The sequence below is a fragment of the Pseudomonas sp. B21-036 genome, assembly GCF_024748925.1.
Taxonomy (GTDB): Bacteria; Pseudomonadota; Gammaproteobacteria; order Pseudomonadales; family Pseudomonadaceae; genus Aquipseudomonas; species Aquipseudomonas palmensis.
Window position 1 is genome coordinate 1,084,368 of the sequence record NZ_CP087178.1, and the last position, 24,512, is coordinate 1,108,879.

A 24,512-nucleotide genomic window follows, 5' to 3' on the forward strand; every position below is an offset into this window, starting at 1 on the left:
TTCGGCGAATCGGCCGCGACCTGCCGCCCTAGAGGATGTTGAACGGAATGGTTGTGACCACGCGCACCTCGTTCAGGCTCCCGTCACCCTGCAATTTGCTGGCGCGGTGGGTGGTGTAGGTGGCGCGCACGGTGGTGTCCTTGAACGCGCCGCCTTGTACGGCATAGCTGGTGCCGATGCCCCATTCGTCGTGGTGCTCGCCGTCGAGGTTCTTCACGTCGTAGCCACCGCCCTTGTAATGGGTGCCGTCGATGCCCCAGCCGCGGGCGTTGTACAGGTTGAACTTGAGGCCGGGCACGCCGAAGGGGGCCATGTTCAGCACATAGCCGATCTGCAGTGATTTCTCGTTGGGGCCGTTGAAATCCGACAGCAGCGAGTTGGCCAGGAAGATCGCGTTGGTGTCGTGCAGGTAGTCGAAGTACTCGTTGCCGTTGACCTGCTGGTAGGCGACCGACACGGTGTGCGCCTGGTGGGTCAGGGCCAGCGACAGGCTGAAGGTGTCGTTGTCGATGGCGCCCAGCTTGCTCTGGCCGGCGTCGCGGGTCTTGTAGTAGTTGAGCCCGGTGTTCAGGCCCAGCACCGCGTTGTCGCCCAGCAGGTGGTTGGCGCCGAAGTAGTACTGGTTCCACAGGTCCTCGACCTTGGACACGTAGAGGCTGGTGCTCAGACTCTGCAGCGGCTGGTAGTTGACCCCGGCCATGCTGACCCGGTCGGTGAACTGGCGGGAATCGCCATACTCGGAGCGAAACTTGCTCTGGCCCTGCTCGGTACGCATCGACACGCGGTCGAAGGTGCCCAGGTCGAAGCTCAGGTTGTCGAACTCGGCGCTGTGCAGGCTCACGCCCTGGAAGCTGGAGGGCAGTGCGCGGTTGCCGATGTAGGCGATCACCGGGGTGTCGATGGACTGGCGGCCGGCGGTGAGGGTGGTGTTGGACACCCGGGCCTTGAGGTTGGCCAGGCCGACCTTGCTCCACTGGTCGAGCACCTCGCCGTCGCCGTGGGTGAGGGTGCGGTTGTTCGGCCCGGCCACGCTGGCGCGACCGCGCTGCAGGGCCACCGTGTTGTACAGCGCCACTTCGGTGCTCAGGCCCACGGTGCCCTCGGTGAAGCCGGAGGTGTAGTTGAGGAGGGTGCCCTGGACCCAGTTGTCGCGGCTGCTGGTGGGGTGGCGGCTGCCGTCGCGCTTGCTGTACGACCACAGTGGCCCGCGGGTGGCGTGCTCGTGGGCGTACCAGTTGCGGGTCGAGCCGGACAGGCGCTGGCCGTCGATAAAGCCGCTGGCCTGGGCCTGGTCGGAGGTGGTGCGCAGGGTAAGCGCAACGAAATCCTGTCTGACGGGTTCGGCCTGGGCCAGCGCGCTCAGGCCGCCAAGGGCCAGGCAAAGTGCTGCGTGTCGGGTAGGTCTCAAGGTGATGCTCCTTTGCATGTTTTTATTAGCCGCCGGGCCTCGTGAGCCCGGCGGGTGCGGCGGTGAACCTTGGGAGGGGGCGGGCAGAGGTCAGTCGACGCTGACGCCCGAAAAACTGTTGCGCCCGAACGGGCTGACCTTGAAGTCCTGTACCCGGACGCTCAGCGGTTGATGCACGGTGGAGTGGGCGACCGGGGTGATCGGCACCTGCTGCTTCATGCGCTGCTGGGCCTGCTGGTACAGCGCGGTGCGCGCGGCGGGGTCGGTGATGCGCTTGGCCTGCTGCACCAGGGCGTCGTATTCGGGGTCGCACCACATCGATACGTTGTTGCTGCCGATGGCACCGCAGCTGTAGAGGGTGCCCATCCAGTTGTCGGGGTCGCCGTTGTCACCAGTCCAGCCCAGCAGCATCACGTCGTGCTCGCCGTTCTTGGTGCGCTTGATGTACTCGCCCCATTCGTAGCTGACGATCTTCACGTCCAGCCCGACCTTGCCCCAGTCGGCCTGGAGCATCTCGGCCATCAGCTTGGCGTTGGGGTTGTAAGGGCGCTGCACCGGCATGGCCCACAGGGTGATGGGCGTGCCGGGCTTGACCCCGGCGGCCGCCAGCAGGGCGCGGGCCTTGTCGGGGTCGTAGCCGGCATCGCGGATGCTCGGGTCGTAGGACCACTGGGTGGGCGGCATGAAGTTCACGGCCAGTTGGCCGGCATCCTGGTACACCGCCTTGACGATGGCCGCCTTGTTCACCGCCATGTCCATGGCCTGGCGCACCTGCAACTGGTCGAACGGCGGGTGCTGCACGTTGTAGGCGATGTAGCCCAGGTTGAAGCCGGGCTGGTCGAGCATGTTGATCTTCGGGTCGGCGGCCAGGGCCTTGAGGTCGGCGGGGCGCGGGTTGACGGTGACCTGGCATTCCCCCTTGCGCAGCTTCTGCACCCGCACCGAGGCGTCGGTGTTGATCGAGAAGATCAACTGGTCGAGCCTGACCTGCTGCGGGTCCCAGTAGTCGGGGTTGGCCCGGTAGCGGATCTGCGCATCCTTCTGGTAGCGCTGGAACACGAAGGGGCCGGTGCCGATCGGCTTCTGGTCGAAGTCGCTGAGGCGCCCGCTGGCCATCAGCTGGGTGGCGTATTCGGCCGAGACGATCGAGGCAAAGCCCATGGCCAGGTTCTGGATGAAGGCGGCATCGACGCTGTTGAGGGTGAAGACCACCGTGTAGGGGTCGCGCTTTTCGACCCGGGCGATGTTCTTGTCCAGGTCCATGCTGACGAAGTAGGGGAACTCGGCCGGGTAGGCCACGCGAAACGGGTGCTGCGGGTCGAGCATGCGCTGGAAGGTGAGCAGCACGTCGTCGGCGTTGAAGTCGCGGGTGGGGGTGAAGTCCTTGTTGGCGTGGAACTTCACGCCCTGGCGCAGGCGGAAGGTATAGGTCAGGCCGTCATCGGAAACGTCCCAGCCGGTCGCCAGCGAGGGGATGACGCGGGTGGCGCCGCGTTCGAATTCCACCAGGCCGTTGTACAGCGGCTCGGCGGCGTCGTTTTCGATGGAGGTGGTGTACTGGGCGATATCGAAGCCGCCCGGGCTGCCCTCGGAGCAGAACACCAGGTTGCCCTTGGCCAGGGCTGTCGGGCCATAGGCCAGTGCCCCCAGGCCCAGCAGTGCGGCGAAAACCGGAGAAATACGCATGCGGTCCCATTCCTTTGTTGTTGTACGAGGCGTGGGGGGCGCGGCGACAGCAGGGTGCCAGCACCACCACGCGCTCCACGGTAGGGACGCGGGCGGCGGGCGTGCAGGTAAGGAAGTGGGTGTGAGGCGTGGGAAAAATCTTGGTGTGGTGTCGTAATTTTCAAGCAGGTATCAGTGCCCCGCGTGCACCGATGAGCTCGGCGCCCGCAGGGACAGGCTAAACATCGCGTTGCGTGTCTATTGGCTGACGCTTACGCCGTAGAAGGCATTCAGGCCGAAGGGGCTGATCTTGAAGTCCTGCACGGTCTTGCGCATCGGCTGGTACACCGTGGAATGGGCGATCGGGGTGATCGGCACCTGCGCCTTGATGATGTGCTGCGCCTGCTTGTACAGCTCGGTGCGTCGGGCCTGGTCGGGGGTGGCCTTGGCCTGCTTGATCAGCGCGTCGTAGGCGGGGTCGCACCATTTGGAGAAGTTGTTGCCGTTCACCGCGTCGCAGCCGTAGAGGGTGCCCAGCCAGTTGTCCGGGTCGCCGTTGTCGCCGCTCCAGCCGATCAGCATGGCGCCGTTCTCACCGGCCTTGGCGCGCTTCATGTATTCGCCCCACTCGTAGCTGACGATGCTGGCCTTGATGCCGATCTTCGCCCAGTCGGCCTGGATCATCTCGGCCATTAGCCGGGCGTTGGGGTTGTAGGGGCGTTGCACCGGCATGGCCCACAGGGTGATCTCGGTGCCCTCCCTGACCCCGGCCTCCTGCACCAGCGCCTTGGCTTTGGCCGGGTCGTAGGGCACGTCCTTGATGGTGTCGTCGTAGCTCCACTGGGTGGGCGGCATGGCATTGACCGCCAGCTGCCCCGCGCCCTGGTACACCGCGTCGATGATCTGCTGCTTGTTCACCGCCATGTCCAGGGCCTGGCGCACCTTGAGCTGGGCCATGGGGTTGGGCGCGGTGGTGCCCTTGATCGGGTCGGTCACGTTGTAGGCGATGTAGCCCAGGTTGAAGCCGGCCTGGTGCGGCAGGTTCAGGTTGGGGTCCGCTTCCAGCGACTTGAGGTCGGCCGGGCGCGGGAACAGGGTGATCTGGCATTCGTTCTTCTTGAGCTTCTGCATGCGCACCGACGGGTCGGTGGTGATGGCGAAGATCAGGTTGTCGATCTTCACGTCCTGCGGTTGCCAGTAGGCCTTGTTGCCCTTGAAGCGGATCTGCGCGTCTTTCTGGTACTTGGCGAACACGAAGGGGCCGGTGCCGATCGGCTTCTGGTTGATGTCGGCAGGCTTGCCCTGCTTGAGCAGTTGCTCGGCGTATTCGGCGGACTGGATCGAGGCGAAGCTCATGGCCATGTTCTGGATGAACGCGGCGTCCACGCTGGCCAGGGTGAACCTGACCGTGTGTTCGTCGAGTTTTTCGAGCTTGACGATGTTCTTGTCCATGCCCATGTCGGTGAAGTAGGGGAACTCGGTGGGGTAGGCCTTGCGAAACGGCAGGTTCCTGTCGAGCATGCGGTTGAAGGTGAACAGCACGTCATCGGCGTTGAAGGGGCGGCTGGGCTTGAAGTAGTCGGTGCTGTGGAACTGCACGCCTTCGCGCAGGTGGAAGGTGTAGCTCAGGCCGTCGTCGCTGATGTCCCAGCGTGTGGCAAGCCCGGGGATCACCGCCGTACCGCCGCGTTCGAACTGGCTGAGGCGGTTGAAGACGGTCTCGGCCGAGGCGTCGAAGTCGGTACTGGTGGTGTACTGGCCCGGGTCGAAGCCCGCCGGGCTGCCCTCGGAGCAGAACACCAGGTTGCTGGCCGCATGGGCCAGCGGTGCGCCGGCCAGCAGGCCTGCGCCGAGCAGGTAGGGAAGGACCGCGTGTTTGAGCATTGTTGGCCTCATCGATGTCATTGGTGCGCCGGGCGGCCAGTGGGGCCGCTCGGCGGGCAGGGAGGCTGGCCTGTTGACCAGCACGACCCTCAAACCATAGCTGACAGCGATGCAGGCGTTGCCCGCGGGTGAATCAGGGCATCAGCACTTCGATGGTGCCGTCGGCGCTGAGGCTGACCTGGCTGGTACCGGCTTCGATTTCCGGGCTTGGCGCGGCTTCGGCGTCCATGCTGGCCTTCATCATCATGGCGCCGCGGGCGTAGGGGTGCGGGTAGCCGCTGCTGTTGAGGTTCAGGTTGACCACCTTGTAGCCCTTGCCGCCGAGGGCTTCGGTGGTCAGCTGGGCGCGGGCCTTGAAGGCGTCGATGGCATCCTTGAGCAGGGCGTCTTCGCTGCTCTTGCGGGTGGCCGGGGCGATGGCGAAATCCATCCCGCCCATCTTCAGGTCCTGCAGCAGCTCGCCGGTGAGCTTGGACAGCGCCGGGAAGTTCGCGCTTTCCAGGCGCAGCTCGGCACGTTCGCGCCAGCCGGTGATCTTCTGGTTCTTGTTGTCGTAGATCGGGTAGCTGTTGCGGCTGTCCTGGCTGAGCTTGACGTCCTTGACCGCACGGGCCTTTTCCAGCGCCTTGTTCATGCTGGTGGTGATCTCGTTGGCCAGCTTGGCCGGGTCGGTGTTCTGCGCCTCGGTGTACAGGGTCACGACCATCAGGTCGCGGGCGACTTCCTTGCTGGCTTCGGCGCGCAGTGAGACCTGGTTGTAGCGAGGCTCGTCGGCCAGTGCCGCAAAGCTGGCAAACAGGCCGGTCGCGAGGACGAGGGTGGTACTGGCGCGAGACACAGTGTGCATGGGCAACTCCTTGAAATTGAGGCGTGGCGGCGGTCGATCCCGACCACGCAGACCCCATCAGACTCGCACAAACCGACGAGGTTCAAAAAGCCATCATCGATGCCGGTGTGCCTGTGGCGCTTTGCCGCATTGCTGCAGCGCGGGGTGCAGCTTGGGTATACTCGCCACGATTCACCTGGAGCACTCATCAGGAGAGCTCATGCTCGCCCCCGTACTCATGCTGTCTGCCACACGTCAGAACCTCTGGCGCCTGACCTTCATCCGCACCCTGGTGCTGGCCGCCCAGGCCGGTTCGGTGGCGGTCGCCTACTGGACCGAACTGCTGCCACTGCCGTGGCTGGCGCTGAGCATCACCCTGGGGTTCTCCATGGTGCTGTGCGTGCTCACGGCCATCCGGCTGCGCACCTCGCTGCCGGTCACCGAGCTGGAGTATGCGGTGCAGCTGGCCTGCGACCTGCTGATCCACAGTGCGCTGCTGTATTTTTCCGGGGGCTCGACCAACCCCTTCGTGTCCTATTACCTGGTGCCCCTGGCGATTGCCGCGGTGACGCTGCCATGGCTGTATTCGCTGATTCTGTCGGGCATTGCGCTGGTGGCCTACACCCTGCTGCTGGTGCAGTACTTCCCGCTCGAAACCTTCCCCATGGCCCGCGAGAAGATGCAGATCTACGGCATGTGGCTGAGTTTTGCCCTGGCCGCCGGGGTGATCACCTTCTTTGCCGCCAAGATGGCCGAAGAGCTGCGTCGCCAGCAGCAGTTCCAGGCCCAGCGCCGCGAGGAAGGCCTGCGCGACCAGCAACTGCTGGCCGTGGCCACCCAGGCCGCCGGTGCCGCCCATGAGCTGGGCACGCCGCTGGCGACCATGAGCGTGCTGATCAACGAGATGCGCCAGGACCACACCGACCCGCTGCTGCAGGAAGACCTGGAGACGCTGCAGGAGCAGGTCAAGCAGTGCAAGCACACCTTGCAGAACCTGGTGCGCGCCGCCGAGGCCAACCGGCGCATGGCGGTGCAGGAGCAGGAGGCGAGCTTCTGGCTGGACGAGGCGCTCAACCGCTGGCACCTGATGCGCCCCGAGGCCAGCTATCGCTTCCAGCGCCTGGGCCAGGGTACGGTGCCGCGCCTGGCGCCGCCGCCGGACCTGACCCAGGCCCTGCTGAACCTGTTGAACAATGCAGCCGATGCCTGCCCCAATGACCTGGAGGTGTACCTGGACTGGGACGCCGAGGACATCGTGATCAGCATTCGCGACCATGGCCCCGGCGTGCCGGTGGCGATCGCCGAGCAGATCGGCAAACCCTTCTTTACCACCAAGGGCAAGGGCTTCGGCCTGGGCCTGTTCTTGAGCAAGGCCAGCGTGACCCGTGCTGGCGGCTCGGTAAAACTCTATAGTCATGAGGAAGGCGGTACGCTCACCGAGCTGCGCCTGCCGCGTGACGCGCGAGGAGACGTGTGATGAGTGATGAAATTCAGGCTGAAGGCGAAGAGCTGCCGCACCTGCTGCTGGTGGATGACGACGCCACGTTTACCCGGGTGATGGCCCGGGCCATGAGCCGGCGCGGGTTTCGCGTGAGCACGGCGGGTTCTGCCGAAGAGGGCCTGCAGATTGCCCAGCAGGACGTGCCGGACTACGCCACGCTGGACCTGAAGATGGAGGGCGACTCCGGGCTGGTGCTGCTGCCCAAGCTGCTGGAACTGGACCCGGAGATGCGCGTGGTGATCCTCACCGGCTATTCGAGCATTGCCACCGCGGTGGAGGCGATCAAGCGCGGCGCCTGCAATTACCTGTGCAAGCCGGCCGATGCCGACGACGTGCTGGCGGCGCTGGCGTCCGAGCACGCCGACCTGGACACGCTGGTACCGGAAAACCCGATGTCGGTGGACCGCCTGCAGTGGGAGCACATCCAGCGTGTGCTGACCGAGCATGAGGGCAATATCTCGGCCACGGCGCGGGCGCTGGGCATGCACCGGCGTACCCTGCAGCGCAAATTGCAGAAGCGCCCGGTTCGGCGCTGAACCTCAGGGCCTCTTCGCCGGCAAGGCCGGCGAAGAGGCTGCGTGGCAGCCCCAAGGTTGACGTATGATTAGCTCCCTAACGACGCCGACGGGACCACCTGCATGCTCGCCCTTTTTCTCCAGACCCTGAACATCACCGCGCCGGTGTTCGCGATGATGTTCATGGGCGTGCTGCTGCGCCGCATCAACGCCATCAACGACAGCTTCATCCAGACCGCCTCGGCCCTGGTGTTCAACGTGAGCATGCCGGCGCTGCTGTTTCTGGGCATCTACCACGCCGATCTCGAGGCGGCGGTCCAGCCCTCGCTGCTGCTCTACTTCACCGTCGCCACCCTGGGCAGTTTCGGCCTGGCCTGGCTGATCGCGATCTGGCGCTGCCCCCGTGAAGATCGCGGCATCTACGCCCAGGGCGGCTTTCGCGGCAACAATGCGGTCATCGGCCTGGCGCTGGCCGGGAGCATGTACGGCGATCATGGCATCTCCATCGGCGCGGTGCTGGCCGGGCTGGTGATCCTGCTCTACAACTCGCTGTCGGCCGTGGTGCTGGCGGTGTACAGCCCGACCATCAAGTCCGACCCCTGGAGCATCCTCAAGAGCATCCTGCGCAACCCGCTGATCATCAGTGTGCTGGTGGCCGGCGTGCTGGCGTATGCCAAGGTGGGGCTGCCCAACTGGCTGCTGACCTCCGGTGACTATCTGGCGCAGATGACCCTGCCGCTGGCGCTGATCTGCATCGGCGGCACGCTGTCGATGGCCTCGTTGCACGCCAGCGGGCGCATGGCGCTGAGTGCCAGCCTGGTAAAGATGGTGTGGCTGCCGCTGCTGGCCACCTTCGGTGCCTGGTTGTGCGGCTTTCGCGGCGCGGAGCTGGGGGTGCTGTTCCTGTACATCGCCAGCCCCACCGCCGCGTCCAGCTACGTGATGGCGCGCGCGGCCAACGGCAATCACCAGCTGGCCGCCTCGATCATCGTGATTACCACGCTGATGGCCGCAGTTACGACGAATATCGGCATATTTATCTTGCAGTGGGGCGGCTGGATCTAGATCCTGTCGCCCACACTCAAAATAACGGCCTCCCTGCCTGAGGACACTTCATGCAAGACCAGATCACGCCCGAGCGTTTGCATCGCGGCCTGAAGAACCGTCACATCCAGTTGATCGCGCTGGGCGGCGCCATCGGCACCGGGTTGTTCCTGGGCATCGCCCAGACCATCCAGATGGCAGGCCCTGCCGTGCTGCTGGGCTACGCCATCGCCGGCCTGATGGCCTTTTTCATCATGCGCCAGCTGGGTGAGATGGTGGTCGAGGAACCGGTGGCGGGCAGCTTCAGCCACTTTGCGCACCGCTACTGGAACGAGTTCGCCGGCTTCGTCTCGGGCTGGAACTACTGGGTGGTCTATGTGCTGGTGGGCATGGCCGAGCTGACGGCGGTGGGTATCTACGTGCAGTACTGGTGGCCGGACTTCCCCACCTGGGCCACTGCAGCGATCTTCTTCGTGGCGATCAACCTGATCAACCTCACCCAGGTCAAGGTGTACGGCGAGCTGGAATTCTGGTTCGCGCTGGTCAAGGTGATAGCCATCGTCAGCATGATCGGCTTCGGCGCCTGGCTGCTGGCCAGCGGCAGCGGCGGGCCGGATGCCAGCGTGGCCAACCTGTGGCAGTACGGCGGGTTCTTCCCCAATGGCATCACCGGGCTGGTGATGGCGATGGCGGTGATCATGTTCTCCTTCGGCGGGCTGGAGCTGGTCGGCATCACCGCGGCCGAGGCGGACAACCCGCGCTACAGCATTCCACGCGCGACCAACCAGGTGGTGTACCGCATCCTGATCTTCTACATCGGCGCACTGGCGGTGCTGCTGTCGCTGTACCCCTGGCAGAAGGTGGTGCAGGGCGGCAGCCCGTTCGTGATGATCTTCCACAACCTGGACAGCAACCTGGTGGCCACCATTCTCAACGTGGTGGTGCTGACTGCCGCGCTGTCGGTGTACAACAGCTGCGTGTACTGCAACAGCCGCATGCTGTTCGGCCTGGCCAGCCAGGGTGATGCGCCGCGCGCACTGCTCAAGATCAACCGTCGTGGCGTGCCGCTGGCGGCGCTGGGCGTATCGGCGGTGGCCACCGGCCTGTGCGTGCTGATCAACTACCTGATGCCGGGCGAAGCCTTCGGCCTGCTGATGGCGCTGGCGGTGTCGGCACTGGTGATCAACTGGGCGAGCATCAGCATCACCCACCTGAAGTTTCGCAAGGCCAAGATCGCTGCCGGCGAGTCGACCTTCTACAAGAGCTGGGGGCACCCGGTCACCAACTACCTGTGCCTGGCGTTCATCGTGCTGATTCTGGTGGTGATGTACCTGACCCCGCCGATCCGCATCTCGGTACTGCTGATTCCGGCCTGGATCGCCACCCTGGGCGTGGCGTTCTGGCTCAAGAAGAAGGGGCAGAAGGCCGCCGCCGTCGCCGGCTGACGGCCCTGCGGGGTGATCGGTCAGCCCTGCTGGTAGCTGTCGATCACTTCCTGGGCGGCGCGAAACGCATCGATCGCCGCCGGTACGCCGGCGTACACGGCGCAATGCAGCAACGCCTCGCGAATCTCTTCCACCGTACAGCCGTTGTTCAGGGCGCCACGCACGTGGCCCTTGAGCTCCTGCGGGCACTTGAGCGCGGTCAGCGCCGCCAGGGTGATCAGGCTGCGGGTTTTCAGCGGCAGGCCCTCGCGGCTCCACACGCTGCCCCAGGCGTGCTCGTTGACGAACGCCTGCAGCGGCTCGGTGAACTCGGTGGCATTGCCCAGTGCACGGTCCACGAATGCATCGCCCATGACCTGGCGGCGAACCTGTTCGCCGGTTTTGTTGCTCTCGCCCATGTTGTTTTCCTTAGTGTTGGCGGCGCCAGGCGCGCACGGTGGTGTACATCAGCACCACCGCCAGCGTCGGCAGGATATAAAGCAGCATCAGCTGCTCCAGACGGTTGGCCAGCGGCATGCCGGTGGTGAAGGCCACCACGTGCAGACCATAGGCCAGGTAAAGACACAGGAACACCAGACCTTCGGCGCGGGTGACGCGGTAGCCGGAATAGAACACCGGCAGGGTCAGCACGGCCACGCCGAGCATCACCGGCAGGTCGAAGGCCAGCGCGTTGGGCGAGATCGACAGCGGCACCGGGGCCACCAGCGCGGTCAGCCCGAGCACCGCCAGCAGGTTGAACAGGTTGCTGCCGATCACGTTGCCCACGGCGATTTCACGCTCGCCGCGCAAGGCGGCGATCAGCGAGGTGGCCAGCTCCGGCAGCGAGGTGCATACCGCCACCACGGTCAGGCCGATCACCCGCTCCGACAGGCCCAGGTCGACGGCCACTTCCACTGCTGCCTCCAGCAACAGGTGCCCGGCCAGGCTCAGCAGGCCCAGGCCGGTGAGCATCAGTGCCAGGGTGCCGAACCAGAAGCCGACGCCACGCTGCGGCCGCGGGCCGGGGGCGGGGTAGGTGCGTGCGTGGTGGCGTGACTGGTGCCACAGGATGGCCAGGTAGGCAACCAGCCCGAGCAGCAGCAGGGCGCCTTCGAGGCGGCCGATGCGTTCGTCCAGGGCCAGCAGGTACACCAGCAGGCTGGCGCCGATCATCAGCGGGATGTCCAGGCGTACCAGTTGCCGCGAAACGCGCAGGGGGATGATCAGAGCGGCCAGGCCCAGGGTGACCAGCACGTTGAAGATGTTGCTGCCAATCACGCTGCCCACCGCCACGTCGGGTGCGCCGGTGTAGGCCGCCTGCAGGCTCACGGTCAGTTGCGGGGCGCTGCTGCCGAAGGCCACCAGGCTCAGGCCGATGATCAGCGGACGCACCTGCAGGCTGGCGGCCAGGCGCAGGGCGGCGCGCACCAGCAGTTCGGCGCCGGTGATCAGCAGCAGCAGGCCCAGGGCCAGTTGCAGCAGGCTGAAGGTGGGTAAAGCGGCCAGGTCGAAAATGGTCGTGCTCCGAAGCAGGGTCAGTTGCTGAGACTTTGTACCCGTACCCGCGCGGTTCCGCTACGGAGCATGCCCAGTTGGTCGGCGGCGGCGCGTGACAGGTCGATGAGTCGACCCCGGGTATGCGGGCCGCGGTCGTTGATGCGTACCACGACGCGGCGGTCGTTGGCGAGGTTGGTGACCTGCACGCGGGTGCCGAAGGGCAGGCTGCGATGGGCGGCGGTCAGGCCGTGCTGGTCGAAGGGTTCGCCACTGGCGGTACGCTTGCCGTGATGGCGGGAACCGTAATAGGAGGCGGTGCCGGTCTGGTCGTAACCGCGGGGGTCGAGGGTGTGGCTGGCACAGCCGGCGAGCAGGGTGAAAAGCGCGAGCAGTGCGCTGAGGGGACGCCACATGTATCCGGTTACTCCGTGGTGTGGCCTTCGCCGGCAACGCCGGCTCCTGCAGGGATTGGTGCGTCCTTGTAGGAGCCGGCGTTGCCGGCGAATGCAGGCGACGCGGTTCAGCCTTCGAGCTTGCTCTTGAGCAATTGGTTCACCTGTTGCGGGTTGGCCTTGCCCTTGGACGCCTTCATCGCCTGGCCGACGAAGAAGCCGAACATCTTGCCGCGCTTGGCCTCGTCCGCCGCGCGGTACTGCTCGACCTGCTCGGCGTTGGCCGCCAGCACTTCGTCCAGCACCTTCTCGATCGCGCCGGTGTCGGTCACCTGTTTCAGGCCTTCGGCCTCGATGATCTGGTCGGCATCGCCTTCACCGGCGGCCATCTTCTCGAACACCACCTTGGCGATCTTGCCGCTGATGGTGTTGTCCAGAATGCGCTGCAGCATGCCGCCCAGTTGCGCGGCGCTGACCGGCGCCTGGTCGATCTCCAGGCCCAGCTTGTTCAGCAGGCTGCCCAGCTCGACCATGACCCAGTTGGCCGCGAGCTTCGCATCGCCGCACACACCGACCACCTGCTCGAAGTAGTCAGCCTGCTCGCGGCTGGAGGCCAGCACGTTGGCGTCGTAGGCCGACAGGCCGAACTGGCTCTGGAAGCGCTCGCGCTTCTGTGGCGGCAGTTCGGGCAGGGTGGCGCGGATGGCGTCGAGGAACGCCGGCTCGATGACCACCGGCAGCAGGTCCGGGTCGGGGAAGTAACGGTAGTCGTTGGCCTCCTCCTTGCTGCGCATGGAGCGGGTCTCGTCCTTGTTCGGGTCGTACAGGCGGGTTTCCTGGATCACCCGGCCGCCATCCTCGATCAGTTCGATCTGGCGCTGCACCTCGGAGTTGATCGCCTTCTCGATGAAGCGGAACGAGTTGACGTTCTTGATCTCGCAGCGGGTGCCGAACTCGACCTGGCCCTTGGGCCGGATCGACACGTTGCAGTCGCAGCGCAGCGAGCCCTCGGCCATGTTGCCGTCGCAGATGCCCAGGTAGCGCACCAGTGCGTGGATCGCCTTGACGTAGGCCACGGCTTCCTTGGCGCTGCGCATTTCCGGCTCGGAGACGATTTCCAGCAGTGGCGTGCCGGCGCGGTTCAGGTCGATGCCGGTGGCGCCGCTGAAGTCTTCGTGCAGGCTCTTGCCGGCGTCTTCCTCCAGGTGTGCGCGGGTGATGCCGATGCGCTTGACGGTGCCGTCTTCAAGGGCGATGTCCAGGTAGCCCTTGCCGACGATCGGCAGCTCCATCTGGCTGATCTGGTAGCCCTTGGGCAGGTCGGGGTAGAAGTAGTTCTTGCGCGCGAACACGTTGTGCTCGCCGATTTCGGCGTCGATCGCCAGGCCGAACATGCAGGCCATGCGCACGGCTTCTTCGTTGAGCACCGGCAGCACGCCGGGCATGCCCAGGTCGATCAGGCTGGCCTGGGTGTTCGGCTCGGAGCCGAACGTGGTGGCGCTGCCGGAGAAAATCTTCGACTGGGTGGCGAGCTGGGTATGAATTTCCAGCCCGATCACAACTTCCCATTGCATGTGTCTGTCCCTCAGAAGCCGGTAGGTGCGCGGGTGTGCCAATCAGTCACTTGCTGATAGCGGTGCGCGACGTTGAGCAGGCGGCCTTCCTGGAAATACGGGGCCAGCAGTTGCACGCCGACCGGCAGGCCGTCGACAAAACCGGCCGGCATCGACAGGCCTGGCAGGCCGGCGAGGTTGGCGGTGATGGTGTAGACGTCTTCCAGGTAGGCGGCGACCGGGTCGCTGTTCTTGGCGCCAAGCTTCCAGGCCGGGTTGGGCGTGGTCGGGCCGAGAATCACGTCGACCTCTTCGAAGGCGGCCATGAAGTCGTTCTTGATCAGGCGGCGGATCTTCTGCGCCTGCAGGTAGTAGGCATCGTAGTAGCCGGCCGACAGCGCGTAGGCGCCGACCATGATGCGCCGCTGCACCTCGGGGCCGAAGCCTTCACCGCGTGAACGCTTGTACAGGTCGGTGAGGTCCTTGGGGTCTTCGCAGCGGTAGCCGAAGCGCACGCCGTCGAAACGCGAGAGGTTGGACGACGCTTCGGCCGGGGCGATGACGTAGTACGCAGGGATCGCGTGCTGCATGTTCGGCAGGCTGATCTGCTTGACCACCGCGCCGAGCTTTTCCAGCTCCTTGACGCTGGCCTGGATCAGGTCGGCGATGCGCGGGTCCAGGCCGGCACCGAAGTACTCCTTCGGCAGGCCGATGCGCAGGCCCTGCAGCGAGGCGTTGAGCGGGGCGCTGTAGTCGGGCACCGGCTCGTCGATGCTGGTGGAGTCCTTGGCGTCGAAACCGGCCATGGCCTGCAGCAGCAGCGCGCAGTCTTCGGCGGTACGCGCCAGCGGGCCACCCTGGTCGAGGCTGGAGGCGTAGGCAATCATGCCCCAGCGCGACACGCGACCGTAGGTCGGCTTGAGGCCGGTGAGGTTGGTCAGCGCCGCCGGCTGGCGGATCGAACCGCCGGTGTCGGTGCCGGTGGTGGCCGGCAGCAGGCGCGCGGCCACGGCGGCGGCCGAACCGCCGGACGAACCGCCCGGCACGTGTTCGAGGTTCCACGGGTTCTTCACCGCGCCGTAGTGGCTGGATTCGTTGGCCGAACCCATGGCGAACTCGTCCATGTTGGTCTTGCCCAGGGTGACCATGCCGGCCTCGGCCAGCTTGCTGACCACGGTGGCGTCATACGGCGAGACGAAGTTGTCGAGCATCTTCGAGCCGCAGCTGGTGCGCACGCCCTGGGTGCAGAACAGGTCCTTGTGGGCGATGGGGGCGCCCAGCAGGGCGCCGGTTTCACCGCCAGCACGGCGGGCGTCGGCGGCACGCGCCTGGTCCAGGGCCAGGTCTTCGGTGACGCTGATGAAACTGTTGATTTGCGGGTCGAGCTGCTGGATGCGCGCCAGCAGCGTGCGGGTCAGCTCTTCGGCAGAAAAGGCTTTGTCGGCGAGTCCGCGGGCGATCTCGGCCAGGGTCAGTTGATGCATGGCAGGCTCTATTCCCTTACTCGATGACTTTAGGAACCAGGTACAGGCCGCTTTCGGTCGCCGGGGCGATGGCCTGGTAGCTGTCTCTCTGGTTACTTTCTGTTACCACGTCGGCACGCAGGCGCTGACGGGCTTCAAGGGGGTGGGCCAGTGGCTCGATGCCAGTGGTGTCGACCGCTTGCATCTGGTCGACCAAACCCAGAATACTGTTCAAGGCATCGGTAGTGCGCGGAAGATCGGCTTCATTGAGGCCCAGGCGGGCCAGGTGAGCGATCTTTTCCACGTCGCAGCGTTCAAGCGCCATGGGGATCTCCAGGGGAAAACAAAAAACGGAATTGGTCCGCGAATGAGGAACATGCTGGCAGATTTACGGTCATAAGGCCGCGATTGTGTGCTGGCTTGCTCGGAAAAACTGCCAATTTAACATATTGGCGCCTTGCCCAAAATCCCCGCCGTTGTTAGAGTTTGCCGCACTTTTTTACCCACGCGTTGCCTAGGGTCACTTTCCCATGTTCAAGAAACTGCGTGGCATGTTTTCCAGCGATCTTTCCATCGACCTGGGCACTGCCAACACCCTTATTTACGTGCGTGAGCGCGGTATCGTCCTGAATGAGCCTTCGGTTGTGGCCATTCGTACTCACGGCAACCAGAAAAGTGTCGTCGCTGTCGGCACCGAGGCCAAGCGCATGCTCGGCCGTACGCCCGGCAACATCGCTGCCATTCGTCCGATGAAGGACGGCGTGATCGCCGATTTCAGCGTCTGCGAAAAGATGCTGCAGTACTTCATCAACAAGGTTCACGAAAACAGTTTTCTGCAGCCCAGCCCTCGCGTGCTGATCTGCGTTCCGTGCAAGTCGACCCAGGTAGAGCGCCGCGCCATTCGCGAGTCGGCCCTCGGTGCCGGTGCCCGTGAAGTGTTCCTGATCGAAGAGCCAATGGCCGCCGCCATCGGTGCCGGCCTGCCGGTCGAGGAAGCCCGTGGTTCGATGGTCGTCGATATTGGTGGTGGTACCACCGAAATCGCACTGATCTCCCTCAATGGTGTGGTGTACGCCGAATCCGTGCGTGTGGGTGGCGACCGTTTCGACGAGGCCATCGTCACCTACGTGCGCCGCAACTACGGCAGCCTGATCGGCGAGTCCACCGCCGAGCGTATCAAGCAGGAAATCGGTACTGCCTACCCGGGCGGCGAAGTGCGTGAAGTCGACGTACGCGGCCGCAACCTGGCCGAAGGCGTGCCACGTGCCTTCACCCTGAACTCCAACGAAGTGCTCGAAGCCCTTCAGGAATCGCTGGCGACCATCGTGCAGGCGGTCAAGAGCGCCCTGGAGCAATCGCCACCGGAGCTGGCTTCGGACATCGCCGAGCGCGGCCTGGTGCTGACCGGTGGTGGTGCGCTGCTGCGCGACCTGGACAAGCTGCTGGCCCAGGAAACCGGCCTGCCGGTGATCGTCGCCGAAGACCCGCTGACCTGTGTCGCCCGTGGCGGCGGTCGCGCGCTGGAGATGATGGACAAACACACCATGGACCTGCTCTCCAGCGAGTGATTTGCTGACCGCCCACCCCGTCCCCCGGTTTACAGGTAGCGCCCACAGTGCTACCTGTATGTGCTGGTGGCGCGTGTGGGCGTCGTTTCCATCCATCCTGCAAGCAGGCCGGTGCGTTGCCGTATGAATGACCCCCTGAATCTTCGAGGAGCGGCCTATTAAACCGCTTTTCGCCAAAGGCCCTTCGCTGGGCGTGCACCTGCTTGTGCTGGTTGTGCTGTCTATCGCCCTGATGGTGGTGGACGCCCGCTTTACCTTGCTCAAGCCGCTGCGCAGCCAGATGGCGCTGGTGCTGATGCCTTCCTATACCATCAGCGACTTCCCGCAACGCATGTGGCAGGGCGTGGCCAGCCAGTTCGGCAGCCGCACCGAGCTGATCGCCGAGAACGAGAAACTCAAGACCGAAGCCTTGCTGCTGCAAGGTCGCCTGCAGAAGCTGGCGGCCCTGACCGAGCAGAACGTGCGCCTGCGCGAGTTGCTCAACTCCTCGGCACTGGTCAACGAGAAGGTCGAGGTGGCCGAGCTGATCGGCGTCGACCCCAACCCCTTTACCCACCGCATCCTGATCAACAAGGGCGAACGCGACGGCGTGGTGCTGGGCCAGCCGGTGCTCGACGCCCGTGGTCTGATGGGCCAGGTGGTCGAGCTGATGCCGTACACCTCGCGGGTACTGCTGCTCACCGACACCACCCACAGCATTCCGGTGCAGGTCAACCGCAACGGCCTGCGCGCGATTGCCAGCGGCACCGGCAATCCCGAACGCCTGGAACTGCGCCACGTGGCCGACACCGCCGACATCAAGGAAGGCGACTTGCTGGTCAGTTCCGGCCTGGGCCAGCGCTTCCCGGCCGGCTACCCGGTGGCCACGGTGCGCGAGGTGATCCACGACTCCGGGCAGCCGTTCGCCATCGTGCGGGCGGTGCCGACCGCGGCGCTCAATCGCAGCCGCTACATGCTGCTGGTGTTTTCCGACAGCCGTACCCCCGAACAGCGCGCCGCCGATGCCGCGCAGGCTCAGGAAGCGGCTGATCGCCAGGCGCAGAGCCCGATCGATGGCAGCATGCCGGCTGCCGCGCCGGGCACACCTGCCGCACCCGCTGCGCCGGGCACGCCTGCGCCAACCCCTGCACCTGCTCCTGCCGCCGCGCCCGCTGCCCCTGCAGCCGCCCCGGCCACTTCTCGGGAGAGACACTGATGAGCAGTACCCGTAGCCGCAACGGTTGGGTGGTCTGGTTGACCTTCCTGATCGGCCTGCTGCTGAGCGTGTGGCCCACGCTGCCGTTCATGGAGATTTTCCGTCCGCTGTGGCTGGCCCTGCTGCTGGCCTTCTGGACGCTGCACCTGCCGCACAAGGTCGGCATGACCACCGCATTCGTGCTGGGGCTTGCCGAGGACGTGCTGTACGGCACGCTGCTGGGGCAGAACGCCCTGGTGCTGGTGCTTATCACCTTCCTGGTGCTGTCGCTGCAGCAGCGCCTGCGCATGTTCCCCATGTGGCAGCAGAGCCTGGTGATTCTGGTGATCTTCGGCCTGGCCCAGCTGGTTCAGCTGTGGCTCAGCGCCCTGACCGGCAATCGCCAGCCGACCCTGGCGCTGGTGTGGCCGGCGGTGATCAGTGCGCTGCTGTGGCCCTGGATCAGCTTCGCCTTGCGCGGCCTGCGCCGACGCCTGAGTATCAACTGATTCGCGTTGCCCACCGACGCTGACACGGAGACGTCACATGACCCCGCTGTACCTGGCCTCTGGTTCGCCACGCCGACGTGAGCTGCTCTCCCAGATCGGCGTGCCGTTCACCCCGGTGGCCGCCAGCATCGATGAAACCCCTCTGGATGCCGAACCGGCTGACGCCTATGTCGAGCGCCTGGCGCGCGAGAAGGCGGCTGCCGGCCTGGCGGTGTTGCGCGCCAGCGGCGTGGAAGGGCACCTGGCGGTACTGGGCGCCGACACTGCGGTGGTGCTCGACGGGCAGATCCTCGGCAAGCCGCAGGGGCAGGCCGACGCCCTGGCCATGCTGGCCGCATTGTCCGGACGCGAGCACGACGTGCTGACGGCAGTGGCGGTGACCGATGGCGAGCGCTGCCTGAGCGTGAACGTTGCCAGCCGCGTCAGCCTGCGCCCCATCAGCCCCGAACAGGCCCTGGCCTACTGGGCCAGCGGCGAGCCGCAGGACAAGGCCGGCAGCTACGCGATCCAGGGCCTGGCGGCAATTTTCGTCAAGGCGCTGCAGGGCAGCTACTCGGCGGTGGTCGGCTTGCCGCTGAGCGAAACCGCCGAGCTGCTGGAGCAATTTGCCATTCCCTGCTGGCAAGGCCTGCCGCCCCGTTGAGCGAGGAACTGCCCGTACCCCTTTAATTGCTCGCCAGCGACCGCCGGGCAATCCATCATTAGCTGAAGACCTTTGACGAGAGCCTGCCATGAGTGAAGAGATTCTGATCAATATCACGCCGATGGAATCACGCGTGGCGGTGGTGGAGAACGGTGTTCTTCAGGAGGTGCATGTCGAGCGCACCCAGCGGCGGGGCATCGTCGGCAACATCTACAAGGGCAAGGTGGTGCGGGTGCTGCCCGGCATGCAGGCAGCGTTCGTCGACATCGGCCTGGAGCGCGCGGCGTTCATCCACGCCTCGGAAATCTCCCAGCGCGAAGGCGCCAGTGTCGAGACCATCAGTGCCCTGGTGCACGAAGGCCAGAGCCTGGTGGTGCAGGTGACCAAGGACCCGATCGGCTCCAAGGGCGCACGCCTGACTACCCAGCTGTCGATCCCGTCGCGCTATCTGGTGTACATGCCGCGTACCAGCCATGTGGGCATCTCGCTGAAGATCGAGGACGAAGGCGAACGCGAGCGGCTCAAGCAGGTGGTCACCGACTGCATCGCCCAGGAGAACATCCAGGACGCCGGCGGGTTCATCCTGCGCACCGCGGCCGAGGGCGCCGGCGCCGACGAGATCGTCATGGACATCCGCTACCTGCGTCGCTTGTGGGACCAGATCGGCGCCCAGATCAAGACCGTTGGCGCACCCACCGAAATCTACGAAGACCTGGGCCTGGCCCTGCGTACCCTGCGTGACCTGGTCAACCCCAAGATCGAGAAGATCCGCATCGATTCGCGGGAAACCTTCCAGAAGACCACGCAGTTCGTCGCCGAGCTGATGCCGGAAATCGCCGACCGTCTGGAGCATTACCCGGGGGAGCGGCCGATCTTCGACCTGTATGGCGTCGAGGACGAGATCCAGCGCGCCCTGGAGCGCAAGGTGCCGCTCAAGTCCGGCGGCTACCTGGTGGTTGACCCGGCCGAGGCGATGACCACCATCGACGTCAACACCGGGGCCTTCGTCGGCCACCGCAACCTCGAAGAGACCATCTTCAAGACCAACCTGGAGGCTGCCACGGCGATTGCCCGCCAGCTGCGCCTGCGCAACATCGGCGGCATCATCATCATCGACTTCATCGATATGGAAGACGAAGAACACCAGCGCCAGGTGCTGCGTACCCTGGAAAAACAGCTGGAACGTGATCACGCCAAGACCAACATCATCGGCATCACCGAGCTGGGGCTGGTGCAGATGACCCGCAAGCGCACCCGCGAAAGCCTTGAACAGGTGCTGTGCGAACCATGCGCCAGTTGCCAGGGCCGCGGCAAGCTGAAGACCCCTGAGACCATCTGTTACGAAATTTTCCGCGAGATCCTGCGCGAGGCCCGCGCCTACCAGGCCGAAGGCTACCGGGTGCTGGCCAACCAGAAGGTGGTGGACCGCCTACTCGACGAGGAATCGGGCAACGTGGCGGAGCTGGAGGCATTCATCGGGCGAACCATCCGCTTCCAGGTGGAGTCCATGTATTCCCAGGAACAATACGATGTGGTGCTGCTCTGACTCGCGTTGAAACCTACCCTGCGCTGGAAAACTGCGCGTACCGGGCCATAGTTAACGGACCACACGGGGAGCCCTTGCCATGGAGCGTCTGATCCGCGTTCTGGGCATCTTGACCCGTTGGGGGCTTGGCCTGTGCGCCTTGCTTGCCGTACTGGTGGCGTTGTACGTCAGCCTTGGCCGCGAGCTGGTGCCACTGGTTGCCGAGTACCGCGCAGAGGTGGAGCAGAAGGCCGAGGCCGCACTGGGCATGCCGGTGCATATCGGTGCCCTGGAAGGCCGCTGGAGCGGTCTTGCGCCGGTGTTGCGCGTGCGCGACGTGCAGCTGGGCGAAGGCGCCGGCGCCTTGCGCCTGGACGAGGTCAAGGTGGTGCCCGACCTGTGGGCCAGCCTGATGCAGCGCCAGGTCCGCCTGGCCCAGGTCGAACTGGGCGGCCTGCAACTGAACCTGCACGAAGATGAAAACGGTCACTGGAGCCTCAAGGGGCTGCCGGTGCAGGACGATCAGCCACTGGATGTACAGCAGTTGCTCGAACGCAGCCAGGTGGTGGCGAAGGTGTCGGTGCTCGACAGCCAGGTGACCCTGGAGCCGTTCGCGCATGAGCCGATGACCCTGACCTATGTGAGCCTCGGGCTGCAGACCGGCAGCGTGCGCCAGCGCCTGGATGCGCGCCTGACCCTGCCCGACGGCCAGCCGATGAGCCTGAGCCTGCGCAGCCGCGTGCGCGCCGACCAGTGGCGCGACGGTGCGGTGGATGCCTACCTCAGCCTGCCACAGAGCGACTGGGCCAAATGGGTGCCGGCGCGGCTGCTGGGCCCGTACACGGCCAGCGAACTGCGTGCCGGTGGCGAGGCCTGGGTAGGGTGGGGCAAAGGCCAGTTGCAGACCGCGACGCTGCGCCTCAACGCGCCCCAGCTCAAGGGTGCGCATGCCGGTCGCAAGGCGGTAAAGGTCGAGAACCTGGCGCTCAATGCCTGGTTCAGGCGTAGCGACAAGGGCTTTGACGTGGTGCTCGATTCCCTGGCCATGAGCCTGGGCGACACCCGCTGGGAATCCCACGTTCAACTCAGGCAGAGCGCCGCCACCGAGCCGGCCGATGAAGTGTGGGCAATCCAGGCCGACCGCCTCGACCTGACCCCGCTGACCCCGCTGATTCAGGCGCTCGCGCCGCTGCCGGAGGCGGGCATGGCCGTGGTCGAGGGCCTCAAGGTCACCGGCGGCCTGCGCAATGTGCGCCTGGACGTGCGGCCCAGGGCCGAAGGCGATCAGCGCCTGAGCTTTGCAGCCAACCTGGACCGCGTCGGCTTCAATGCCTACCACGGCGCCCCCGCTGCCGGGAATGTCAGCGGCAGCATCAGCGGCGACCTGGGCCAGGGCGAGCTGCGCCTGGACACCGACAAGTTCATGCTGCACCTGACGCCGATCTTCGCCGACCCCTGGCATTACCTGAAGGCCAATGCACGCCTGACCTGGCGACTGGACTCCGAGGGTTTCACCCTGGTTGCGCCGTACCTGAAGGTGCTGGGTGACGAGGGCAGGATTGCCGGCGACTTCCTGATCCGGCTGCTGTTCGACGATGCACGCGAAGACTACATGGACCTGCGTGTGGGCCTGGTCGACGGCGATGGCCGCTACACCGCCAAGTACCTGCCCGAAGTGCTCAGCCCTGCGCTGGACCACTGGTTGCGCACCGCAATCCTCAAGGGCGCGGTGGATGAAGGCTACTTCCAGTACCAGGGCTCGTTGCACCACGGCGCGACCCCCGAGTCGCGCAGCATCAGCCTGTTCTTCAAGGTGCATGACGCCGAGTTGGACTTCCAGCCCGGCTGGCCCCACGTGAGCAAGGTCGATGGCGACGTGTTCATCGAGGACACCGGTGTGCGGGTCAAGGCGCGCAGCGGCCAGTTGCTCGGCACCCGGGTGCGCAATGTGGACGTGAACATTCCCCATGTGAACGAAGGCGAGCATACCCACCTGTACCTGGACGGAGAGTTCGACGGGCGCCTGGCCGACGGGGTGAAGATCCTGCAGGACGCGCCGATCGGTACCGGCCCGACCTTCGCCGGCTGGGAAGGCGAGGGCACGCTGCAGGGCAAGCTCAAGCTCGATATCCCCCTGGAGCACGGCCAGCAGCCCAAGGTGCTGGTGGATTTCAGCACCGAACAGGCGCGCCTGAAGCTGAGTGAACCGCCGCTGGAGCTGAGCCAGTTGAACGGCACTTTCCGCTTCGACTTCGACAAGGGGCTCAGCGGCCAGAACATCACCGCGCGCGCCTTCGACAAGCCCATCAGCGCACAGATCTTTGCCGAAGGGCAGCCTGGGCAACTGCAGACCCGTATCGCCGCCAAGGGCCAGATCGCCTTGAAGGCGCTGACCGACTGGCTGAAATTCACCCAGCCCTTGCCAGCCTCCGGAGAAATCCCCTACCAGTTGCAGGTCAGTGTCGGTAGCCGCGAAAACCAGCTGAGCATCGACTCTACCCTCAAGGGCCTGAAAGTGGACCTGCCGGCGCCGTTCGGCAAGGCGGTCAGCGAAACCCGGGCCACGCAGTTCAAGATGAACCTGCAAGGGCCGCAACAGCGCTTCGATGTGGCCTACGCCGACGTCGCCAGGCTGGCCTATGCCGCGCCTGCCGGCAAGCTCGGCCAGGGGCGCGGTGAGCTGCTGCTGGGCAACGGCACGGCGCAACTGCCGGCCGGTCAGGGCCTGCGGGTGCGTGGCCGGCTCGCCCAGCTGGACATTGAGCCCTGGCAGAAGCAGTTCGAGCAGATGGCCGGTGACGATCCGGGCGGCAATGCCCGGCAGGTGCTCAACAGCGTGGACGTGAGCATCGGCCAGCTCAAGGGCTTTGGCCAGACCCTCAACCAGGCAGTGGTACGCCTGGACCGCGGGAGCAACTTCTGGAACCTGCGTCTGGACAGCAAGGAGGTCATCGGCACGGCTCGCCTGCCCGATGCCAAGGGCGCCCCGATCGTGATCAACCTGCCGACCCTCCACCTGCCGCCGTCCGACCCGGCCGACGCCAGCGCAGTGGACGGACCGGACCCGCTGGCCGATGTCGACCCGCGCAAGATCCCGGCGATCGACCTGAGCATCGGCAGGCTGTTCCTTGGCGATGATCTGCTCGGCAGCGTCGCGCTGAAAACCCGTCCCACCTCCAAGGGCGTGGCCCTGAACGACCTGGACCTGAACCTCAAGGGCCTGGCGATCGATGGCACCGCCACCTGGGAAGGCACGCCGGGGCGCAGCGACAGCTGGTACAAGGGGCGCCTGGAAGGCAAGAACCTGGCCGATGTGCTGACCGCCTGGGGCTTCGCGCCGACGGTGACCAGCCGCGACTTCCGCCTGGACGTGGACGGACGCTGGCAGGGGTCGCCGGCCTGGGTCAGCCTCAAGCACTTCTCCGGCAACCTCGATGCCTTGCTGCGCAAGGGGCAGTTCGTCGAAGTGGAAGGCGGGGCGCAGGCCTTGCGCGTGTTCGGCCTGCTCAATTTCAACTCGATCGGCCGGCGCCTGCGCCTGGACTTCTCCGACCTGCTCGACAAGGGCCTGAGCTACGACCGGGTCAAGGGCCTGCTGGTGGCAAGCGAGGGGGTGTATGTGACGCGCGAGCCGATCACCCTGACCGGCCCGTCCAGTAACCTCGAGCTCGATGGCACCCTGGACATGGTTCGGGACCGGGTCGATGCGACCTTGCAGGTGACCTTGCCGGTGACCAACAACCTGCCCCTGGCGGCGCTGATCGTGGGCGCGCCAGCGGTGGGCGGGGCGCTGTTCCTGGTGGACCGGCTGCTGGGGGATCGGGTGGCGCGCTATGCCAGTGTGCATTACCGCGTCGAGGGCCCGTGGAAAGAGCCTAAGATTAGCTTTATCAAACCTTTCGAGAAGTCGCGCTAGAACAT

Annotated in this window: 20 protein-coding genes; 10 read left to right on the top strand and 10 right to left on the bottom strand. The window is 65.5% G+C overall.

The features are described 5' to 3' along the window. Positions 1-28 precede the first annotated feature (28 nt). From LOY33_RS04755 to LOY33_RS04770, 4 genes are all read right to left on the bottom strand, one after another. Positions 29-1,408 carry an OprD family porin gene (locus LOY33_RS04755; protein WP_258661966.1) on the bottom strand — a complete coding sequence of 460 codons (1,380 nt, stop codon included), beginning with the start codon at positions 1,406-1,408 and terminating at the stop codon, positions 29-31. Between the two features lie 90 nt (positions 1,409-1,498). Next, positions 1,499-3,094 carry an ABC transporter substrate-binding protein gene (locus LOY33_RS04760; RefSeq protein WP_043862489.1) on the bottom strand — a complete coding sequence of 532 codons (1,596 nt, stop codon included), beginning with the start codon at positions 3,092-3,094 and terminating at the stop codon, positions 1,499-1,501. Between the two features lie 237 nt (positions 3,095-3,331). Beyond that, positions 3,332-4,957 (bottom strand): ABC transporter substrate-binding protein, encoded by a 1,626-nt coding sequence (locus LOY33_RS04765; protein WP_058541423.1) that lies wholly within the window; start codon positions 4,955-4,957, stop codon positions 3,332-3,334. A 133-nt stretch (positions 4,958-5,090) separates the two neighbouring features. Then, positions 5,091-5,804 (bottom strand): SIMPL domain-containing protein, encoded by a 714-nt coding sequence (locus tag LOY33_RS04770; RefSeq protein WP_043862487.1) that lies wholly within the window; start codon positions 5,802-5,804, stop codon positions 5,091-5,093. A 199-nt stretch (positions 5,805-6,003) separates the two neighbouring features. Here LOY33_RS04770 and LOY33_RS04775 point away from each other — a divergent pair, with 199 nt between their 5' ends. The 4 genes from LOY33_RS04775 to LOY33_RS04790 all read left to right on the top strand — a co-directional run bounded on the left by LOY33_RS04775 (position 6,004) and on the right by LOY33_RS04790 (position 10,288). Beyond that, positions 6,004-7,260: an ATP-binding protein gene (locus tag LOY33_RS04775; RefSeq protein WP_054916388.1), complete on the top strand. Its 1,257-nt coding sequence runs from the start codon at positions 6,004-6,006 to the stop codon at positions 7,258-7,260. Then, positions 7,260-7,820, top strand: coding sequence for a response regulator transcription factor (locus tag LOY33_RS04780; RefSeq protein ID WP_043862485.1), 561 nt, complete (start codon positions 7,260-7,262; stop codon positions 7,818-7,820). Before LOY33_RS04775 ends, LOY33_RS04780 begins: the two co-directional genes overlap by 1 nt. A gap of 102 nt (positions 7,821-7,922) precedes the next feature. Continuing rightward, on the top strand, positions 7,923-8,864 hold the full coding sequence (locus tag LOY33_RS04785) for an AEC family transporter (protein WP_054916387.1): 942 nt from the start codon (positions 7,923-7,925) through the stop codon (positions 8,862-8,864). Positions 8,865-8,914: 50 nt separating this feature from the next. Further along, positions 8,915-10,288, top strand: a complete 1,374-nt coding sequence (locus tag LOY33_RS04790) for an amino acid permease (protein WP_043862483.1) — start codon at positions 8,915-8,917, stop codon at positions 10,286-10,288. Positions 10,289-10,308: 20 nt separating this feature from the next. Here LOY33_RS04790 and LOY33_RS04795 read toward each other — a convergent pair whose 3' ends face one another. The 6 genes from LOY33_RS04795 to gatC all read right to left on the bottom strand — a co-directional run bounded on the left by LOY33_RS04795 (position 10,309) and on the right by gatC (position 15,497). Continuing rightward, positions 10,309-10,686 (bottom strand): carboxymuconolactone decarboxylase family protein, encoded by a 378-nt coding sequence (locus LOY33_RS04795; RefSeq protein WP_043862482.1) that lies wholly within the window; start codon positions 10,684-10,686, stop codon positions 10,309-10,311. Between the two features lie 10 nt (positions 10,687-10,696). Then, on the bottom strand, positions 10,697-11,740 hold the full coding sequence (locus LOY33_RS04800; RefSeq protein ID WP_258662862.1) for a calcium/sodium antiporter: 1,044 nt from the start codon (positions 11,738-11,740) through the stop codon (positions 10,697-10,699). A gap of 62 nt (positions 11,741-11,802) precedes the next feature. Further along, a complete protein-coding gene (locus tag LOY33_RS04805; protein WP_043862480.1) occupies positions 11,803-12,177 on the bottom strand; it encodes a septal ring lytic transglycosylase RlpA family protein in 375 nt (124 codons plus the stop codon). Positions 12,178-12,284: 107 nt separating this feature from the next. Then, the gene (gene gatB / locus LOY33_RS04810) at positions 12,285-13,730 is read right to left on the bottom strand and encodes an Asp-tRNA(Asn)/Glu-tRNA(Gln) amidotransferase subunit GatB (RefSeq protein ID WP_258661988.1); all 1,446 of its coding nucleotides are present in this window, start codon (positions 13,728-13,730) and stop codon (positions 12,285-12,287) included. 11 nt (positions 13,731-13,741) lie between these two features. Then, a complete protein-coding gene (gene gatA / locus LOY33_RS04815; RefSeq protein ID WP_043862478.1) occupies positions 13,742-15,193 on the bottom strand; it encodes an Asp-tRNA(Asn)/Glu-tRNA(Gln) amidotransferase subunit GatA in 1,452 nt (483 codons plus the stop codon). 16 nt (positions 15,194-15,209) lie between these two features. Continuing rightward, entirely contained in the window at positions 15,210-15,497 is a 288-nt protein-coding gene (gene gatC / locus LOY33_RS04820) for an Asp-tRNA(Asn)/Glu-tRNA(Gln) amidotransferase subunit GatC (RefSeq protein WP_043862477.1), read from the bottom strand. A 205-nt stretch (positions 15,498-15,702) separates the two neighbouring features. On the opposite strand from gatC, the gene mreB reads away from it, so the two are divergent. The 6 genes from mreB to LOY33_RS04850 all read left to right on the top strand — a co-directional run bounded on the left by mreB (position 15,703) and on the right by LOY33_RS04850 (position 24,507). Then, positions 15,703-16,740 (top strand): rod shape-determining protein MreB, encoded by a 1,038-nt coding sequence (mreB, locus tag LOY33_RS04825; protein ID WP_008371426.1) that lies wholly within the window; start codon positions 15,703-15,705, stop codon positions 16,738-16,740. A 205-nt stretch (positions 16,741-16,945) separates the two neighbouring features. Continuing rightward, the gene (gene mreC / locus LOY33_RS04830) at positions 16,946-17,935 is read left to right on the top strand and encodes a rod shape-determining protein MreC (protein WP_370409067.1); all 990 of its coding nucleotides are present in this window, start codon (positions 16,946-16,948) and stop codon (positions 17,933-17,935) included. After that, positions 17,935-18,423, top strand: a complete 489-nt coding sequence (gene mreD, locus LOY33_RS04835; protein WP_043862475.1) for a rod shape-determining protein MreD — start codon at positions 17,935-17,937, stop codon at positions 18,421-18,423. Before mreC ends, mreD begins: the two co-directional genes overlap by 1 nt. 37 nt (positions 18,424-18,460) lie before the next feature. Then, complete coding sequence (locus tag LOY33_RS04840) at positions 18,461-19,066, top strand: nucleoside triphosphate pyrophosphatase (protein WP_043862474.1); 606 nt, start codon at positions 18,461-18,463, stop codon at positions 19,064-19,066. Between the two features lie 88 nt (positions 19,067-19,154). Beyond that, a complete protein-coding gene (gene rng / locus LOY33_RS04845) occupies positions 19,155-20,612 on the top strand; it encodes a ribonuclease G (protein WP_043862473.1) in 1,458 nt (485 codons plus the stop codon). A 79-nt stretch (positions 20,613-20,691) separates the two neighbouring features. Continuing rightward, entirely contained in the window at positions 20,692-24,507 is a 3,816-nt protein-coding gene (locus LOY33_RS04850; protein ID WP_258661994.1) for a YhdP family protein, read from the top strand. The last annotated feature ends 5 nt before the right edge of the window (positions 24,508-24,512 follow it).

Excerpts from the sequence above, each read along its gene's own strand:
- LOY33_RS04760 (WP_043862489.1), bottom strand. The coding sequence starts at position 3,094 with ATGCGTATTTCTCCGGTTTTCGCCGCACTGCTGGGCCTGGGGGCACTG.
- LOY33_RS04765 (WP_058541423.1), bottom strand. The coding sequence starts at position 4,957 with ATGCTCAAACACGCGGTCCTTCCCTACCTGCTCGGCGCAGGCCTGCTG.
- LOY33_RS04770 (WP_043862487.1), bottom strand. The coding sequence starts at position 5,804 with ATGCACACTGTGTCTCGCGCCAGTACCACCCTCGTCCTCGCGACCGGC.
- LOY33_RS04775 (WP_054916388.1), top strand. The coding sequence starts at position 6,004 with ATGCTCGCCCCCGTACTCATGCTGTCTGCCACACGTCAGAACCTCTGG.
- LOY33_RS04780 (WP_043862485.1), top strand. The coding sequence starts at position 7,260 with ATGAGTGATGAAATTCAGGCTGAAGGCGAAGAGCTGCCGCACCTGCTG.
- LOY33_RS04785 (WP_054916387.1), top strand. The coding sequence starts at position 7,923 with ATGCTCGCCCTTTTTCTCCAGACCCTGAACATCACCGCGCCGGTGTTC.
- LOY33_RS04790 (WP_043862483.1), top strand. The coding sequence starts at position 8,915 with ATGCAAGACCAGATCACGCCCGAGCGTTTGCATCGCGGCCTGAAGAAC.
- LOY33_RS04795 (WP_043862482.1), bottom strand. The coding sequence starts at position 10,686 with ATGGGCGAGAGCAACAAAACCGGCGAACAGGTTCGCCGCCAGGTCATG.
- LOY33_RS04805 (WP_043862480.1), bottom strand. The coding sequence starts at position 12,177 with ATGTGGCGTCCCCTCAGCGCACTGCTCGCGCTTTTCACCCTGCTCGCC.
- gatB (WP_258661988.1), bottom strand. The coding sequence starts at position 13,730 with ATGCAATGGGAAGTTGTGATCGGGCTGGAAATTCATACCCAGCTCGCC.
- gatA (WP_043862478.1), bottom strand. The coding sequence starts at position 15,193 with ATGCATCAACTGACCCTGGCCGAGATCGCCCGCGGACTCGCCGACAAA.
- gatC (WP_043862477.1), bottom strand. The coding sequence starts at position 15,497 with ATGGCGCTTGAACGCTGCGACGTGGAAAAGATCGCTCACCTGGCCCGC.
- mreB (WP_008371426.1), top strand. The coding sequence starts at position 15,703 with ATGTTCAAGAAACTGCGTGGCATGTTTTCCAGCGATCTTTCCATCGAC.
- mreD (WP_043862475.1), top strand. The coding sequence starts at position 17,935 with ATGAGCAGTACCCGTAGCCGCAACGGTTGGGTGGTCTGGTTGACCTTC.
- LOY33_RS04840 (WP_043862474.1), top strand. The coding sequence starts at position 18,461 with ATGACCCCGCTGTACCTGGCCTCTGGTTCGCCACGCCGACGTGAGCTG.
- rng (WP_043862473.1), top strand. The coding sequence starts at position 19,155 with ATGAGTGAAGAGATTCTGATCAATATCACGCCGATGGAATCACGCGTG.
- LOY33_RS04850 (WP_258661994.1), top strand. The coding sequence starts at position 20,692 with ATGGAGCGTCTGATCCGCGTTCTGGGCATCTTGACCCGTTGGGGGCTT.